Annotated in this window: 13 protein-coding genes; 6 read left to right on the forward strand and 7 right to left on the reverse strand. The window is 64.3% G+C overall.

The features are described from left to right. The first annotated feature begins 100 nt into the window (after nucleotides 1-100). From H5V43_RS19820 to H5V43_RS19830, 3 genes are all read left to right on the forward strand, one after another. Nucleotides 101-2434 carry a TonB-dependent receptor gene (locus tag H5V43_RS19820; RefSeq protein ID WP_025549209.1) on the forward strand — a complete coding sequence of 778 codons (2334 nt, stop codon included), beginning with the start codon at nucleotides 101-103 and terminating at the stop codon, nucleotides 2432-2434. 22 nt (nucleotides 2435-2456) lie between these two features. Next, nucleotides 2457-3716, forward strand: coding sequence for a spinster family MFS transporter (locus H5V43_RS19825; RefSeq protein ID WP_044661139.1), 1260 nt, complete (start codon nucleotides 2457-2459; stop codon nucleotides 3714-3716). A 230-nt stretch (nucleotides 3717-3946) separates the two neighbouring features. Then, a complete protein-coding gene (locus H5V43_RS19830) occupies nucleotides 3947-4429 on the forward strand; it encodes a hypothetical protein (RefSeq protein WP_130030061.1) in 483 nt (160 codons plus the stop codon). Nucleotides 4430-4456: 27 nt separating this feature from the next. Here H5V43_RS19830 and H5V43_RS19835 read toward each other — a convergent pair whose 3' ends face one another. The 5 genes from H5V43_RS19835 to H5V43_RS19855 form a co-directional block, all read right to left on the reverse strand. Continuing rightward, on the reverse strand, nucleotides 4457-5335 hold the full coding sequence (locus H5V43_RS19835; protein WP_037482525.1) for a hypothetical protein: 879 nt from the start codon (nucleotides 5333-5335) through the stop codon (nucleotides 4457-4459). A 2-nt stretch (nucleotides 5336-5337) separates the two neighbouring features. After that, nucleotides 5338-7827, reverse strand: a complete 2490-nt coding sequence (locus H5V43_RS19840) for a fimbria/pilus outer membrane usher protein (RefSeq protein WP_128830744.1) — start codon at nucleotides 7825-7827, stop codon at nucleotides 5338-5340. Nucleotides 7828-7856: 29 nt separating this feature from the next. Further along, nucleotides 7857-8648 (reverse strand): fimbrial biogenesis chaperone, encoded by a 792-nt coding sequence (locus tag H5V43_RS19845; RefSeq protein ID WP_025549215.1) that lies wholly within the window; start codon nucleotides 8646-8648, stop codon nucleotides 7857-7859. A gap of 82 nt (nucleotides 8649-8730) precedes the next feature. After that, the gene (locus H5V43_RS19850) at nucleotides 8731-9303 is read right to left on the reverse strand and encodes a spore coat protein U domain-containing protein (RefSeq protein WP_025549217.1); all 573 of its coding nucleotides are present in this window, start codon (nucleotides 9301-9303) and stop codon (nucleotides 8731-8733) included. An 87-nt stretch (nucleotides 9304-9390) separates the two neighbouring features. Next, nucleotides 9391-9936, reverse strand: a complete 546-nt coding sequence (locus tag H5V43_RS19855; protein ID WP_044661138.1) for a spore coat protein U domain-containing protein — start codon at nucleotides 9934-9936, stop codon at nucleotides 9391-9393. 419 nt (nucleotides 9937-10355) lie between these two features. On the opposite strand from H5V43_RS19855, the gene H5V43_RS19860 reads away from it, so the two are divergent. Continuing rightward, on the forward strand, nucleotides 10356-10955 hold the full coding sequence (locus H5V43_RS19860) for a helix-turn-helix transcriptional regulator (RefSeq protein ID WP_025549219.1): 600 nt from the start codon (nucleotides 10356-10358) through the stop codon (nucleotides 10953-10955). Nucleotides 10956-11207: 252 nt separating this feature from the next. Further along, the gene (locus H5V43_RS19865; protein ID WP_229742664.1) at nucleotides 11208-12155 is read left to right on the forward strand and encodes a DMT family transporter; all 948 of its coding nucleotides are present in this window, start codon (nucleotides 11208-11210) and stop codon (nucleotides 12153-12155) included. On the opposite strand, the gene H5V43_RS19870 is transcribed toward H5V43_RS19865, so the two are convergent. Further along, nucleotides 12101-12850, reverse strand: a complete 750-nt coding sequence (locus H5V43_RS19870; RefSeq protein WP_025549220.1) for an SDR family oxidoreductase — start codon at nucleotides 12848-12850, stop codon at nucleotides 12101-12103. The two genes, H5V43_RS19865 and H5V43_RS19870, sit on opposite strands and share 55 nt — an antisense overlap. Before the next feature lie 97 nt (nucleotides 12851-12947). Between H5V43_RS19870 and H5V43_RS19875 the strand changes: the two genes are divergently transcribed. Next, nucleotides 12948-13913, forward strand: coding sequence for an AraC family transcriptional regulator (locus H5V43_RS19875; protein ID WP_025549221.1), 966 nt, complete (start codon nucleotides 12948-12950; stop codon nucleotides 13911-13913). On the opposite strand, the gene H5V43_RS19880 is transcribed toward H5V43_RS19875, so the two are convergent. Further along, on the reverse strand, nucleotides 13861-16911 hold the full coding sequence (locus H5V43_RS19880) for a glycosyl hydrolase family 28-related protein (RefSeq protein WP_044661136.1): 3051 nt from the start codon (nucleotides 16909-16911) through the stop codon (nucleotides 13861-13863). The genes H5V43_RS19875 and H5V43_RS19880 overlap by 53 nt on opposite strands. Nucleotides 16912-16946 lie beyond the last annotated feature (35 nt).

Consider the following 16946-nt stretch of genomic DNA (forward strand, 5'->3'; position numbering starts at 1 on the left):
CCTTATTTCAAGTTGAAAGTTGGTTCAACTTTCATTATCGAATCGCAGGAACAGTCCCGCGACCCGGATTTCCGGGCGTATTTCAGGAGAGGAACCGTCCATGAAGGCTCGCCATTCCCTGCGTATCGCCGCGCTCGCCTCCGCAGCATGGGGCGGCGCCGTTTCGCTTCCAGCCATCGCGCAAAATGAAACGCCCGCATTCGACAGCGGCAGCGAGATCATCGTCACCGCTCGCCGGCGGGAGGAGAATATCCTCGACGTGCCGGTGTCCGTCACCGCCATCTCGTCGGAAAGCATCGCCCGGCTCCAGGCGAACGACATGTCGGGCATTCAGGGGGCGGTGCCGAACGTCAATCTGGTGCAGGGACGCGGCTCCACCTCCAATTCCAACTTCTTCATCCGCGGCATCGGCCAGCCCGACGCGCTCCAGACCTTCGATCCGGCAGTCGGCACCTATGTCGACGGCGTCTATTTCAGCCGCATCCAGGGCGCGCTGGTGAACCTGTTCGACGTCGAGCGGGTGGAGGTGCTGCGCGGCCCGCAGGGCACGCTCTATGGCAAGAACACCATTGGCGGCGCGGTCAACATCGTCAGCCGCAAGCCCAGCACCACCGACTTCAAGGCAATGGGCAGCCTGACCTATGGCAGTTACGACACCTGGCTGGCGAACGGCTATGTCTCCGCGCCGCTGGTGCAGGACAAGCTCGCCCTCAGCATCGCGGGCGTCTATGACAAGCGCGCCGGCACTGTCACCGATCCTCTGACCGGCCGCAAATATAATGATCGCGACACCAAGGCCGGCCGCGCCATTTTGCGCGCCACACCCAGCGACCGGGTGGAACTGATCCTGTCGGGCGACTATACCCGCCAGCGGACGGCGCCGACACTGGGCTATGCCACCGCGCCGCTCACCAACGTGCTCTACAATTCCGCCTTCCAGGTGATCGGGGTGCCGGTGGTGAAGCCCGCCTATCCCTATGGCAAATATGATTACAAGGCGTCGACCAGCCTGGCGCCGGGCCAGGGCCAGCGGCTCGACCATTGGGGCCTGTCCTTCACCGCCAATGTCGAACTGAACGACGCGGTGACGCTGACCTCCATCACCGGCTATCGCAAGCTGCGCCCGGATTATTACATCGATTTCGACGCCACCGAACTGGAAGTGGCGGACGCCTTCGTCGGCGTGCATCAGAAGCAGTTCAGCCAGGAACTGCAGCTCAAATATGACAGCGGCCCGTTGTCGGGCGTGTTCGGGCTCTATTATCTGAATGAGACGATCCGGTCCCATCAGGAAAGCTATGACGACAATTATCTTCAGCTTCAGGCCGCTCCCGGCCTTATCCTGCCGCTGACCTTCACCCGCTTCATCGACGATCACCAGAATGTGAAGAGCTACGCCGCCTTCGGCCAGATGACCTATGATCTGACCCGGAAGCTCTCGATCACGGCAGGCCTGCGCTACACGAAGGAACGCAAGGAGTATAACCGGTCCACCTATACGGTGCTCGCCGGCGCGCAGACAGCGCCCTTCCTCTTCCCCGGCAGCCTGCCGGCGCCCTATAATGACCTAGACCATGTCGATTTCGACGCGTGGACGCCGATGGCGACCCTATCCTACAAGCCGACGCGCGAGACGCTGCTCTACGCGACCGTTTCCAAGGGCTTCAAGTCGGGCGGCTTCAACGGCCGCGTCAACGGGCTGGGCGACGTGACGCAGGTGGTGGACGGCGTCACCACCATCATCCCCTATTTCAAGCCGGAGACGGTCTGGAGCTATGAGACGGGCGCCAAGGGCAGCTTCCTGGGCGGGCGGGTCAATCTGTCCGCGGCCGCCTTCTACTCCGACTACAAGGACTTCCAGGCCCGTGTCGGCGGCGGCACCACCGGCATCGCGGGCGGCTCCTTCCCCGTCGTGAACGCAGGCAAGCTGCGCATCTGGGGCGTCGAGTTCGAGGCTTCGGTAAAACCCATGCGCAACCTGAACGTCGCGGCTTCTGTCGGCTATCTCAACGCCGATTACAAGGAGTTCAACGACGGCCGCCGCGCGCCCGCCTTCTCCTGCAATCCGACCGGCAACGCCATCACCTGCAAGCCCCCCTTCGCGCCGCCCATGACGGTGCGGCTGGCGGCGGACTACAGCATTCCCTTGGGCAGCGCGTCGCTGACCTTGGGCGGGGACATGCGCTTCGTGGACAAGCAGTGGCTGTCGGTGGACAACCGCCCCGGCCTTCAGGAAGACGGCTATACCATCGCCAACGCCTATGTTCAGGCCGATTTCGCGGAGGGCAAATATTATCTGCGCGGCGCGGTGAAGAATGCCTTCAAGGAATTGTACAAGACCGACGGGCAGGAATTTTCCAGCGTGGGCAACATCCAGACTGTCTATTATGGCGACCCGCGCACCTGGACGATCACGGCGGGCTTCCGCTTCTAATTTGCAAGGGACCAGCGGCAGCATGACCGGACGCGCGCAGGAAACGGCAGGCAAAGGCTATCGCGCGATCGTCCTCGCCATGCTGCTGCTGGTCTATACCTTCAACTTCCTCGACCGGCAGATCCTTGGTATCCTCGCCGGGCCGATCAAGGCGGAACTGGGCCTTAGCGACGCGCAGCTCGGCGCGCTGGGCGGCATCGCCTTCGCCCTGCTCTATTCGACGCTGGCGATCCCGCTGGCGCTGCTGGCGGACCGCACCAGCCGCACATGGGTCATCACCGCCAGCCTTGCGGTCTGGAGCGGCTTCACCGCGCTGTGCGGCATGGCGGGCAGTTTCGCGCAGATGTTCCTGTTCCGCATCGGGGTCGGCGTGGGGGAAGCAGGCGGCGTCGCGCCATCCTATGCCGTCGTCTCCGACTATTTCCCGCAAGGCCAGCGCGCCCGCGCCCTTTCCATCTACTCGCTCGGCATTCCGCTCGGCTCGGCGGGCGGCGTGCTGCTGGGCGGCTATATCGCGCAGACGGTCGAATGGCGCACGGCCTTCATTGTCGTCGGCCTGGCCGGCCTGATCATCGCGCCCATCTTCCGCCTCACCGTCCGGGAGCCGGCTCGCCCCGACATGCAGGCCGATGCTATACCGGTTTCCGCCGTCTTCGGCATATTGGCGGCCAAGCGCAGCTTCTGGCTGCTTGCCCTGGGCGCGGCCTGCTCGTCGCTTTGCGGCTATGGCGTCGCCTTCTGGCTCCCCAGCCTTTTGATGCGCAGCTTCGGCCTCGATCTGATGGGTGCGGGACAGTTTCTCGGCGCACTGCTGCTGGCCGGCGGCGTGGCGGGCGTATTGCTGGGCGGCTGGCTGGGGGATCGGCTCGGCGGACGCGACAGGGCCGCCTATGCCTGGGTTCCCGCCGCCAGCTATATCGTCGGCATGCCGCTGTTCGTCATCGGCGTGCTGTCGGACAGCGTGGCCTTCGCCTTCTGCCTGTTCCTAATCCCGCAGGCGCTGGTCTATGTCTGGCTGGGCCCGGTGCTGACCGCCGTCCAGCATCTGGTGCCCGCCCATATGCGTGCGAGCGCATCGGCAACCTTCCTGCTGATCAACAATCTGGTGGGCCTGGGCCTTGGCAGCTGGAGCGTCGGCGCGCTGTCGGATGCGCTGACGCCGCAATTCGGCCACGAAGCCCTGCGCTATGCGATCGTCGCGGCGCTGGGCTTTTACCTGCTGGCCGGACTGTTCATGGCGCTCGCGGGCAAGGCGCTGCGCAGGGACTGGATCAGCGCATAGCCCCTCCATCGGGCATCACCCAAAAGGTCGAAAGTCCGTAACGGATGGTTTACATTTTTGACTGATGAACTGCCGGAACCGAAGTGATACACTGCGTTGGCGAAATCCGGATACTTCCCCGCTTTTCGCTCGGCTGAACGCGAGAGCGGGAACGTCTCCAAACCCTTCCCCTCTTCGTTCAGCCGATTTCGGCCATATTTCGGCCCGTCGGAGACGGTTCGTTAAGGATAATGCATCAAGCATTCCTTAATTCGCGGATGTTAGACGAACGGCAACCGAAAGGGCCGGATATGACATTCGTTCGACTATGCGCTGCGTCCACCATCTTTTCGTCGGCATTGCTGCTGGCCAACCCCGCCACCGCGGCCGAGACCGCGAAGGGATCCTTCGCTGTCAGGGCCGTGGTTCCGGCCTATTGCGAGATCGACAGCGATCCCGTTCAGCTAAGCGAGGGTGCGGGCTTTCAGTCGGGAAGCGTGATGGAGCTTTGCAACAGTGCGGACGGCTTTCAGGTTGTCGCTTCCTATCGCGAACTGGCGCCGAACGAGCAGGTGCGGTTCAGCTATGCCGGGCTTTCGCGTCAGCTCAATGCATCGGGCTGGACGCCGGTTGCCAACCGTGTCGGCGCCAAATTCGGCATGCGCCCGATCGGCGTGCAATATAGTGCGCTTCAATCGCCGTTGGCGATCAATCTCACCATCACTTATTTCTGATCCGGCCGGGACCGGGCAACCCCGCAATCAGATCGGCGTAACGGCGACGGTCACCCGGTCGGTATATTTGCCGGCATGCCAGGTCGGGTCCGGATCGACGGTGATGGAAACCGCATGCACGTCGCCCTGCGACCCGGTATGCTCACCGACATTGATCTGATCGCCGGTCGCCATGTTGAAGGCGCGGCCATCCACGAACAGCCGGTAGGGAATGACGTCCGGCCCATCGGTCCGCCGAAGCATTCCGCCATATTGCGATGCGAAACGTAGCTGATAGCCGGATGTGCTGAGCACGCGCACCGCAAAGGGCTGCGACACCGTAGGCATGGTGGTGGACAGTTCGCCCAGGTCGATCCGGGCCGCTCCCCCTTCCCCGCCGACGCCGGCGAAGCGAATGCGCGCCGTCGCCGGAATTTCCAGCTTCAACCGAACCTGCGCCGTATCCAGCGGCGTGTTGCCGATGTCTTCCGACAGGGCAAAGATCAGCTGCTGGCGATAATCGCCGCTTCGCATGCCCCAGTTCACCGGCACGTTGACGGTATAGCCGACCGGGCTGCGCGCATGCGGCTGCAGAATGACGACGCCGCCACCGCTGGATACATCCGCAGGCGAGGCGGAGGTCACGGCGATGTTTCCGCCCGGGCCGTTCAGTGTGTAGTTGGGGAAAGAGGCGTCGGATGCGCCCAGATCCCGCGTCACCCGAAGCCGCAGGCGGCATTCACTGTCGCCGTCATTGCGTATCATGATGCGGAAAGGTTCGGTCAACTGCCGCTGGTCCATGCCGTCGCCGGCGGCAAGGCGGACCTCGCGAGGCCCCTCGATGAAGGAGGGCTGGCATTCCGCCCAGGCATGGGCCGGCATGACGAGCGATGCGAAACCCAGGCAGCGGCAAAATCGGCGCATCATATTCACTCCTGTGTCCCGGTGGCGGGGCGGGCCGTCACATCGCCCAGTTGTAGCAAGGATTTCGTGTCGGCGGGGACATGAATCGTGAACATCATGTCCGGATTGCGCAGTTCCACGCGATAGCTCTTGCCGGGACGAAGGCCCTGCGTGGCGAAACGGCCGGCCGAATTGGTGAAGAAGGGTTGCGGCTCGAAGTCCGGATCGTCCACCGCCGAAATGGTGCCGCCCAGCAGGCTGACCTTCTCCCCCTGATAATAGAGGAAGCCGTAGGCGCTGATGTTGGCGTCGCTGCCGACGACAAGCTTGTAACCGCTCTTATAGGGCGGATTGACGGTGTGCACGCCCGTGCCGATGTCATAGCCCTCCGTCCCGTTCTTCAGGTCATATTGAATGCTCTGACGGTTATAGCTGTTGAGCCGCCCGTCCATGGCCGGACCCCAGGTGCCGCTTTGCGCCTCCACCTTGCCGTCGTCCACCGACTGTCCCACCACGACCTGCTTGTCCTTGAGCGCCTCATGCGCCTTCGCGACAAGGAAGCTGTCGGAAACCGGCCGCCCGACGGCGATGCTGTTCCCCGCCATGGCGATCGAGGTACCGATCTGAAGGCGGCTGTCCTGCCGGTCGTCGATGCGCGAGAAACCATTGCCCGAAGAGATGGTAGTGAAGCGCGAATAGAAGCGGTTGCCGATATAGGTCGCCGACCCGTCGACCGAAGCCATGCCGTCCGAATTGCGCGCCGCGATGTCGTACCCGAAGGACCCGACCGTATCGTCATAGCTGCGCGTCAGGGTGAGACGCGCATCGTCCCGGCGGCTGTTATAACCTGCCTCCGCCCGCGTCTTCTGGCCGAAGGGCACGACCAGCGCGATGCGCGCGCCGAAACTGCGTCCGAACACGTCCTTGCCATATTCCACGCCACCGGTCAGCCGGAAGCGAGACGCCCGGTGCATGACATCGACGAAGGCGAGCTTGGTTCCCCTCAACCCCTCCCGCTCGAACCAGTTGCCGCCGACGACCAGGCTGGTGCGCTCGCTGAGTTGCTGGCCGTAATTGGCGGTCAGCGTGAAGGTTCGGAAGCGCCCGAAACCGATGGCGTCGGACAGGGTCGAGAAATTCCTGCTGCGATAATCGGCGCTGACGGACAATTGCTTGCCCTGGATGCCATAGCCGAATTGCAGCGAATAGGCGCCGCGCAGCGAATAGCCGGTGCCCCGCCCCGTGCTGATGGCGCTGGAGAATTCGAAGCGGCCAGGGATGGTGCGCGGCGTGGAAATTATCTCGATTGCGCCCAATTGCACATCATCCCCCGCCTGCACCGCGCCGCCGAGCAGCAGCCGGTTGCTGATGCCCCGGCGATAATAGGCCGACAGCGCGGGAGAATGACCATAGATCGGCTGAGCGCGGAAGTCGGTCGGCACGAAGCCGAGTGCGGCGCCATATTCGGTTTCGCCCGCCACCAGATCGGACGGGTTGAAATAGGAGTCGAAGGATGTGATCTGCCGCCGCCCGCTGACATCGGTGACATACAGCTGGGCATTGCGGCCGCCATATTGGGCCTGGAGCCGGGAGAGGTCGTAAGTGCCCGAATTGAGCTGGAACCGCTCCACCTGCTGGCCGTCGACGATCACATCGACGGTCGAATCGCGGTCCAGCAGAACCTGTTGCCCGCCAAGCTGGACGAGCGGCGTGCTGCCAGTGAAGGTCCGCCTGCCCTTTTCGACAGCGATGCCGCCCAGCAGCGTGCCGGAAGTGATCGACAGGCCGTTGAGCTGAAGGTCGCCCGCCGTCCAGCGCCGCTGCTTCTGATATTCGTCATAGACCAGCCGCGCCTGACGCCGGTAGAAGCCGCCTCCGCCCGTCAGCGCCTGGTCGTAACCGCCGTCGAACTCCAGAACGACGCCGCGATAGCGCATGGCGCCCTGCAGGATCATCGCGGGCTTTTCGAAGTCGCGGAAATCCGTAACCCGCATGTCCCCGATCATGTTCAGATAGGCGCTGAACGTCTCCGGCTCCAGCGTCGTCGCGGGGAGCGAGAAACGCACGGCCTCCCCCAAGGCCTGGGCAGCGACCATGGTCCCGTCGATGCGATCCACGCGCACCTGCAATTCGGACGAATCGTAGATGAGGGTGACGCCCGCTCTTTCCGCGTCCGCGACCGACACGGAAGGCGTGCCGGGCAAGACGGCGGCGAATTTGATCCGTCCGCTTTCCGACAGCAGGGGTGCGATATGCTCGATCAGGGACTGGCGGTCGAAAAGAACTGTGCCGTCCATATAGACCGTCGCAGAGACGTCACCATAGACATTGCCCTGCCGCAAAAGGGGCAGGGTCATCTGAAGGCCCTTGTCCGCAGGGCGCGGCGCGGAACCCGGCGGTGCGGGTGCAGCCGGGGGCTGCGCGCCTGCGCTTGGCTGCCCGGCCGCCTGCGCCAGCGCGATAGTCGACGATGCGACCAATGCGCCTGTGGCGACGCTGAAGAGTAGATGTTTCACCCTGCCCCCCCTCGGGCATGTTCAATGGATCAGCGCTTCAGCGTCACCGTCGCCCCAGCCGCCATCTTTTCCGGAGTCGGGATGAAGAAGACGCGGGCGCGACCCGGGGCGACGATTCCCATTCCGATCATTTCGCTCATCTGAGCGGCGTTGTATTCCGCGCTATAGGGCTTCCCCGCGCCATCGACGCCGCTGATGGTCCAACCGGACCGGCCGGCCGGGAAATAGCGATTGCCCTTGTTCTCGATGCGCACTTCCAGACCGTTTTCGGTCCTGGTCTTGCGAACATCCTTGTCCTCCGGCGCCTTTTCGTCCGGACCAAGTTCGACCTCCCGGGAAATCGGTGCGATCTGGGCGACCACCGGATCGGGCGTCGTCCCGTCGGGCACGACGTTGACGAGCACGTTGAAGCGCATCACAACCTGGATGCGCGACTGTTCGGCGGGAAGCTGGACCGGGATCTGGCTGACGGCGGCATAATAGACCTCCGACTGCGTCAGCGGGCCGTCCGGCAGATATTGGATGCGGAAGACCTGCTTGCCGTTGGGCGCGATCAGCGTCTGGGGCGGGAAGACCATGAACCGGTCGTCGGCGGGCTCCAGCGTCAGTTCGCCGCGTTCCCCGATGACGCCGCGATACATGCGCACTTCCATCGGCAACTGGCGGTCTTCATTATTGGCGACCTCGATCCGCGCCGTGGACCGCGTACCTTGCGGCTCCAGATCCACCGACATCGGCGTGACCCGCGCAGCCTGAGCGCCGGTCGCCATGCCCGTCAGCAGAAGCAGCGGCAGAACGAATTTCACCCATTTGAGGAACATCGTCCTCTTCCCCCCTCGATCATGAACGGCGGAAATCGGGGAAGCCATGAACGACTCCCCCAATTCCCGTGATATGCTGCGATCAGCTCGCGGTGACGGTGACCGTCACGGTATCGGTGTAGGTGCCAGCCACGGGGCGAGCATCCAGGTTGTTCAGAGGATCGACCAATGCGTCGAACTTGACCTGGCGATGCAGCGCGCCGCGCGAGGCGCCGTTGTTGAGCTGGACCAGGCCGAACAGCGCCGAACGGCGGAAACCGGGCTGCTGCAGCAGGCCGCCATTACGGTAATTGTCGGCGGCGAGCGAGTAGTTGATCGTGTTCTTGAAGCCCGCATCCGCGCCGGTCAGCGGGGTGCTGGTGGTCAGACGACCGGCATTGGCCGACGAGATGGTCATGCTGTTCGTGTCGTTGCACGACACGTAGAAGGAGTTCGTCGAGCTACTGGCGACGTCGTTGATGAAAAGCGCGGTGCTGCCGGCGTTGGTGTTGACGTTGACGGTGCCAAGCTGAATGTCACCGATATTCTCCATCGTGCAGGTCTTGGCGACCGATGCGTTGATGTCGAAGGTGTCGCTGTCGGTGTTGGCAGCGAAAGCGGGCGTGCCGGCCATCAGGACTGCTGCGGCCGTGGCGGCCATAAGGAGCTTCTTCATAAGGATTTCCTTGAATCTTGAAATGGATTGCGCGTCAGAGCGGCGACGGGATCAGGAACGTCTGCGAATCCCGATCCAAGCCATGCCTCAGAGCGCAGTCTGGACGGTGACGGTAACGGTGCCAGTATAATTGCCGGCCAGCGGGCGCAGCGTGTTTTCGGACGACAGCACCTTCGCAGCCAGCCGCACCTGGCGGTGAACGGGACCACGGCTGGTCTGGTTCTGGGCACCCTGCGCGCTGGAGAAGCTGGGCTGCGCACCGCTCGTGAAATAGTTCAGAGCCTCGACACGGTAGTTCAGCTTGTCGGTGAAGCCGGCGTCGTCGACGCCCGCCTGGAAGGCGCGCGAACCCTGGAGCGTCGCGGGACCGGACAGGGTCATCTGGTTCTGCTTGTTGCAGCTCACCCAGAACTGGTTGGTGTTCTGCGTCGCATCGCTGCTGAGCAGCAGGGCGCCATTGCCGGCCGTCGTGGAAATGTTCAGCGCGCCGAGGTTCACGTCATTGACGTTCTGCATCGTGCAGGTTTCGGGGATCTGCGCATTGATCTGGAACTGGTCGGTGGCCGAGTTGGCCGCAAGGGCCGGACTCGCGACAAGCATTGCTGCCGCGGAGGCAAGGATCATCTTCTTCATGGAATACTTCCCCATCTGTTACGAAAATCGGCCAGAACCGCCCCCGTCTCCAATGGGTTTGCTCCGGACCGTAACTTCAGGGAGGACGCGCGACTCTCTTTCCCCACCCCTGGAGCTGGTCGAAAGTATTAATATATATCTAACGAAAGTTAATACTCAATATTGGGTATGACGCCGCTTTAATGGTTAACAGGCAACAAGCGCATCTTGCCCTTCGATCATCAAAGTCGCGGATTCAGGCGGATGAAAGGCATAGTTTCCGCCAGATCGACCCAGATCGCCTCGATCATGTACGAGATCGGGACAAAGGGCTGTTAATTTGTTAAGGACAATTTATTCAATTTCTCTATATCCGACGTAATAGCTGTCGATTCGACCGATATAGATCAAGATTGAGAGGCTGCTGCCGGGGGGTATGTGTGGCTGAAGGCTCCATCGCGGATGGGGAATCGATTTTTGCGAGCTGGGTCGACGCCGATCCCATTCCGCACGCGATAATCGATCGCTCCTTGCGGCTGCATTGGCAGAATCGGGCCGCCACAGCCCTGCTGCAGCATTCGTCCGAATTGCAGGAACAGGACGGCCGCCTCTTCGCCCTGCAACCGGAAAACCACGCACGGCTCAAGCTGTTCGCCGCCCATGCCGGGTCCGACGCATCTTCCTCCATGGTCATTCTACCCGTTGCGGACGATTATCTCATCCTTCGCGGAAGGCCGATCGGGGCAAGCGGGCGGGGAGAACAGGGCGAGCAGATCGGCATCATGTTCTTTTCCGCCAAACATTTCATCGACCAGTCGATCGTGTCGGGCGACGTCAAGGACATTTATCGGCTCACCAATGGCGAGTATAAGATATTGAGCGCCATGATGAGCGGGATGAACGCCGAACAGATTTCGGGAAATCTCGAAATATCCCTGGAAACGGTCAGAACCCATATCCGCCGCATCTATTCCAAGACCGGCGTGAGGAGCCGCGAGGCATTGTTCGCCCAGTTGCAGCCGTTCAAGATATTGGCATAGCCCGCTGCCCCGCCGCCAGCCGAAGCAGACGGCCGCGAAAAACAGGAGCGAAAGCAGGCTGGCCTCTCGGCCCCTGCCCGCCTAAGGAACGGCTGACCGAAGTTGGCGTGCGTCGTGCAGAAAAGCCTGTCCTGAACCTGTCGAAGGGTGGGAACCGGTTTTCGGCCTGAAAGGATGCGACAACGGAAAACTGGAGCGCGCGACCTGCGTCCGATTTGACGCGGCGTGCTCCAAAGGAAAGGGCGGCAGGATTTGAACTTGCAGGTGCGGGCCTATGCCATGTTGGGCATGACCATGGCGTTCTGGGCGGGCAATGCGATAGTCGGCCGCGCGGTACGGGGCGAAATTCCGCCGCTGACGCTGGCCTTCGGCCGCTGGATGCTGGCGCTGCTGATCCTGGCCCCCTTTGCGTGGCGTCCCGTCATGGCCCAGCGCGCGCTGATCCGCCGCCATTGGCGCACGATCCTGTTCCTGGGGCTGGCCGGCGTCGCTGCGTTCAACGGCTTCCTCTATTCGGGCCTTCGCCACACGACGGCGGCCAACAGCCTGTTGTTGCAGGGATTGATCCCGACATTCGTCGTCATCGTGAGCCGCATCGCCTTTGGCGACAGAGCGCCCCTCCGCCGGGTCGCGGGCATTGCGCTGTCGACGCTGGGCGTGACATTCATCGTGTTCAGGGGCGATCTGTCCGAAATCCTGCGGCTGCGCCTGGGCATCGGAGACCTGCTGGTGCTATGCGGCTGTGGCGCATGGGCGGTCTATACCGCCTGCCTGCGCCTGCGCCCGCCCATCGCCCCGCTGGTCTTTCTGTTCGTGACCTTCGCCATCGGCGCGCTGGCGATGGGCATGGGCGCGTTGAGCGAGACGCAGGCGATCGCGCGGATGCACTGGAACGGAAGCGTGATGGCCGCCATCGCCTATGTCGCGATCTTTCCCTCGATCATCGCCTATATGTCGTTCAACGCCGCGGTCAGCCATGTGGGCGCCAGCGCCGCCGGACAGACGATCAGCCTGCTGCCGCTGTTCGGGGCCGTGCTGGCTGCCCTGATCCTTGGGGAACCGCTGTTCGGATACCATCTTGCCGGCATGGCCATGATCTTGGGCGGGGTGTTGCTGAGCTGGGGCGTGGGTTCGCCGGAACAGGATCAGCGTCCCTCCGCCAGCGCCACCGCGTCGGCGCCCGCCGGAAAGCGGAGCTGACCCGTCCCGTCATGAACGGCGGTCCAGACGGCTTGCGCGACGTCGCTCTCTCTGGTCGTCAGGGCAGGCGACGCGAAGGCCGCGAGGATCGGTTGCGCGAAATCCGCATATCGGCCGGGCAGCAGGTCGGTCACGGGGATGATGGCGTTCGCGCCGAAGCGGGTGGTGGGCGCATAGCCCGGCTCGACCAGTTTCACCTGAACGCCGAAATAGGCGAGTTCATGCGCGAGGGAAGCCGTGAATCCCTCGATCGCATGCTTGGTCGCGCTATAGGCCGCCGCGAGCGGAAAGGCTCCCAACGCCACGGTGGACGTCACGTTGACGATCATGCCCGATCCACGCTCGCGCATCTGCGGTATGAATGCGCGGCACATCGCCATGGTGCCGATGCTGTTGGTTTCGAAGAGCTGGCGGACCAGACTCATCGGCATGGCTTCGAAGGCGCCCACGCCGCCTATCCCCGCATTGTTGACCACTATGTCGACCCGGCCGGCGGCCGCGACCAGCGCGGCTATGCTGTCCTCGCTGGTGACGTCCAGCGGCAGCAGGCGCAGGCGTTCGGAATGGCCGCCGAACAGGGCCGGGTCGGGCCGTCGCATGGTTGCGACGACATTCCATCCCTGCGAGAGGAAATGAAGCGCCGTGGCCTTGCCATAGCCCGAAGAAGTGCCGGTGATCAGGATCGTCTTGCTCATCGTCTGCCTCGCTCGATGTCGATGCATGACCGATAGACGGACCGTTTCGGACGATCTATAATCAATGATCCATATAAGATTACGGATCGTCCATAACATGGATCCCCTTAGCGACATCATCGCCTTGCTTGGACCCAGCGCCGCCATCGCCAAGCCGATCACGGGGCGCGGGCGGTGGGGCGTTCGCTATCGCGCGCATGACGCGCCCGGCTTCACGATCATCCTTGCGGGGGAAGCCTGGGTCGCCTTCGAAGGGGGCGCACCGCTTCGGCTGGCGCAGGGCGACTTCCTGCTGATGCCGACCACCCCGCCCTTTTCCTTGAGCAGCGAAGCGGGTCTTCCCTGCACCTGGGTGGAACCCCGCGGCGAAGCGGTGCGGCACGGGGATCAGCCAGGCGATCCGGACTTCATCGCATTGGGCGGCAGCTTCGCGTTCGAGCGGGCCAACGCCCCCCTTCTGCTGTCATTGCTTCCCGATCTGATCCATATCCCGGCAGCGCAGGGCCGCGCCACGCGCTTCGGCCAGTTGATCGGGATGCTGGCCGACGAATGCCTGTCCAGCCATCCGGGCAAGGAACTGATCACCCGGCGCCTGCTGGAGATGCTGCTGGTGGAGGCGCTTCGCTGGCGGCCGGGCGGTGGGGAAGCGGACCATCGGGGCCTGCTGGGCGCGATGCGCGATCCCGCGCTGGCCCGCGCGCTGCGGGCCATGCATGAGGATGTGCGCGCGCCCTGGACCGTCGCGCAGCTTGCAAGCGTGGCGGGCATGTCGCGTTCCGCCTTCGCCGCGCGCTTCGGTGAGGCGCTGGGTTGCGGCCCGATCGAATATCTTGCGCGCTGGCGCATGGCGATCGCCAAACACGCCTTGCTGCGGGGCGACAGGTCCCTGGGCCGGATCGCGGAGGAAATCGGCTATGATTCCGCCAGCGCCTTCAGCGCCGCGTTCCGCAAGCGGCTGGGCTGTCCGCCCGGCAGCTTCGCGCGGCTCCACGGTGGCGGCGGTCCGGAGCTTAGCCCCCGCGCCCCGGCTTCACCGCATAGAGGCCGTGGTGCGACAGGATGAAGAGGGTTCGGCCGCCTTCCCCGCCGAAGAGCAGTTGCAAGGGCCGTTCCGGCACGTCGATGCGGCCGACCTCCCTGCCGTCGGGCGCATAGACGAAGACCTGCCCGTTCGCGACATAGACCCGGCCCTGCGGGTCCACCGCGACCCCCTCCCCACCGCGATCCGCGAACGGCCTGAGGTCGGTGATCGCGCCGCCCGCGCCCACCAGGCCGCTGTAGGTGCGGTTTTCCGAACCATTGGTGAGGAAGACGCGCCTGCCCGGCTCCCCCTGGATGAAACCATAGCTGTCGAGCGAATCGGAGAAGCGCAGGCCGCGATGGTCGGCCGGACCCTGCGCGAAGGTGCGGAAGGCAGGCAGGGCGATGCTGCCGTCGGGCGAGACATATTCCTGCGCCTTGGGCGCCGCCATGTCGCGGGCGAACATCTGGGCAAGCGTCGTGAATTCGTAGGTCCTGGGATCGATCTGGTCCCTGAACTCGCCATTGTTCCACCAGTTGACCGGCAGCACCGTGGCCCTGCCCGCGTGGGGCGCGACGGGCGTTGCCGGAATGACGCTGATCTCGCCGTCGGGCGCGCCGGGCCTGACGCTGTAGACCGTGCCGTTGCGCCCGTAGGAGGAGAGGACGAGCAGATTGCCGGAACGGTCGATGCTGAGGTTGACCGGATCGAGCGAGGCGTCGCGCACCATCTCCAGCCGGCCTTCGTCCGACCAGCGCCAGATGCGCTGGAAGCGGCGATCGATGAAATAGAGCCGGCCCTGCGCATCCACCGCGCCGCCGCCCGCCGAATGGAAGCCGTCTGCCAGTTTCTCCACCCTGCCGCCCAGGAAGCTGGCGGGCTTCACCGGCTCCGGCCGGGCGGGGACGTCCAGCACGGCGAACTCCCGTTCGCGAACGTCCAGCCCATGGGTGACGTCGCGAATGGCGTTTTCGAACGGGAATTTGGTGAGCCGCAGGAAGGTCGCGCAGCCATTTTCGTCGCAGGTGCCAAGGCCGCTTTCGCCATTCACATGGACGTTGCGGAAACGGATGTCATGGGAATTATAGAGGGTAATGGCGGCGGGTGCGGGCTCCCTGGTGCGGGTGACGCGATAGCCGTGGAAATTGGCGACCAATATGTTGCGCGAGTCCCTGATTTCCAGCGCCACGGCGTCGCCGCTCTCTCCCGCTTCACCCTCCGTCTGCGGCGCGAGCAGTTCCCAGTTGGCGACGCGGTTCAGGCCGATTTCCGTGCGGACATGATGCTCGACCGACGCCTGGATGAGGCGGCCGGGCGTTTCCGTGTCGGAGATCAGGATGCCGGGATGGCCGAAGGTGCTGGGGCTCCAGATATTGGCGAAGGTGCCGCCGCCGCCCTGCGTCACCCAGAGGCTGGCATATTGGCCGGCCCAGCGTCGGGCGGAATCGGGATCGCCGGTGGCATTGTTGTTGTAGGGATTGACCCGGCTGCCGTCGAAGCGGTCGGTGCCGTGGCCACCCTGGAACTTGACGTCGTTGACCATGGAGTGGGCGCCGGCCTTCCACAGCAGCGCCGTGGCGTGCGGATTGGCGCCGTTGGTGTTGAGGCCGAGGCCCGCGACGATCGCATCGCCGCCCTTCGCGCTTTCCACCAGCGCCTTGGGCGCGCCCACCCCTGCCCAGCCGGGCGCGCCGTCGGGCAGCACGATCTGCGTCAGGCTGGGGTGCAGGCCCAGCAGCACCGTATCGGGACGCAGGCGCAGCGTGTCGCTGACATGATAGAAGCCGGCGGGCAGATAGACGACGCGGTGGCTGTCGATCGCCTTCTGGATGGCGGCGGTGTCGTCGGTCCTGTCGTCGCCCTTGGCGCCGAGCGTGCGGGCGTTCACCCATTCCGGGACGGGCGGCAAGGGGCGGATGGCGGGAGCGGACGGGGCCGGCAGCGCGCCCATGGCTTCCGCCTGCATGTCCGTCCGGTACTCGCCCATGCGGCCGACGCCCGGCAGCGTCAGGCCGTGGGTGAAGGAGGCGATCCTGTAGTTCTGCCCCCTGCCAGCGACGGTGCGGCCGCTTTCGCGGAAACGGGCGAAGGTGGGGGTGTTGGCCGCCAGCACATTCTGGAAGCCGATCTGGGTATAGACATTCTTCTCGTTCGAGATGACGACGCCCGCCTTGGCCACATTCTCGAACCGGAGGTCCTGGCCCCAGAGCCAGTCGCCATAGCCCCGGTCGATCTCTATCCCGACCGGCACGTTGCGGAAGGCGACGTTGACCATCGTCAGGCCGGCCTCATGCTCGCGGATGGCGGCGTCGCGCTGTCCCTCGAACGTCGCGTCGACCAGCGCGAAGCCCCAGGCGGGGGACGGCTTTTCCGCGAGGATGCCGTAGCGCCCGCCCCGGAAATGCAGGTCTTCCGCTTCATTCGCCACATGGTAGAGGCCGGCGAGGCCCGAGCCGATGTCGAAATCGGCATGGCTGACGAAGCTGTGCTGGGCGGAGTGGAAGCGGATCGCGGTGGCCGCCGGATTGCCGTCCATGATGCGGAAGTCGATATTGCCGAGCGCAGAATAGAAGGTGCCGGGATTGGCGTCCGCGATGGTCCTGTTGAACGGCACGCTGCCCGCCGGGGGGAAGGCGGCGGGCGGCGTGTCCCGGTCGGTCTGGCGCTTGCTGCCGGTGAACATCAGCATATGGGCGACGCCGCGCTGGAAGCCCGGCGTGTTCCGGCCGAGCAGGATGACCGGGCGCCTTTCCCCGATGCCGAAGATGCGGACGCCCGGCCAGAGGAAGATCGTCCGGCTGATGCGATAGGTGCCGGCCGGCAGGAAGACGATGCCGCCGCCGCCCTTTTCCGCCGCCGCGTCGATGGCGCGCTGGATCGCCGCGCTGTCGTCCGCCCGGCCGTCCCCCGCGCCCTTGACGGTGACGGCGCGCGGCTCGTCGGGCGCAACGGTATAGACGGATGGAGAAGCGTGAGCGGGTACAGCCGCCGCCAGCAACAGCAGCACCGACGCGCAGGCCCCGCTCAATCCACGAACCATCGACATACTCCAGTTACAAGAAGTCCCGGCCGGTG

The organism is Sphingobium fuliginis (assembly GCF_015074805.1).
In the GTDB taxonomy this organism is placed as follows: Bacteria; Pseudomonadota; Alphaproteobacteria; order Sphingomonadales; family Sphingomonadaceae; genus Sphingobium; species Sphingobium fuliginis.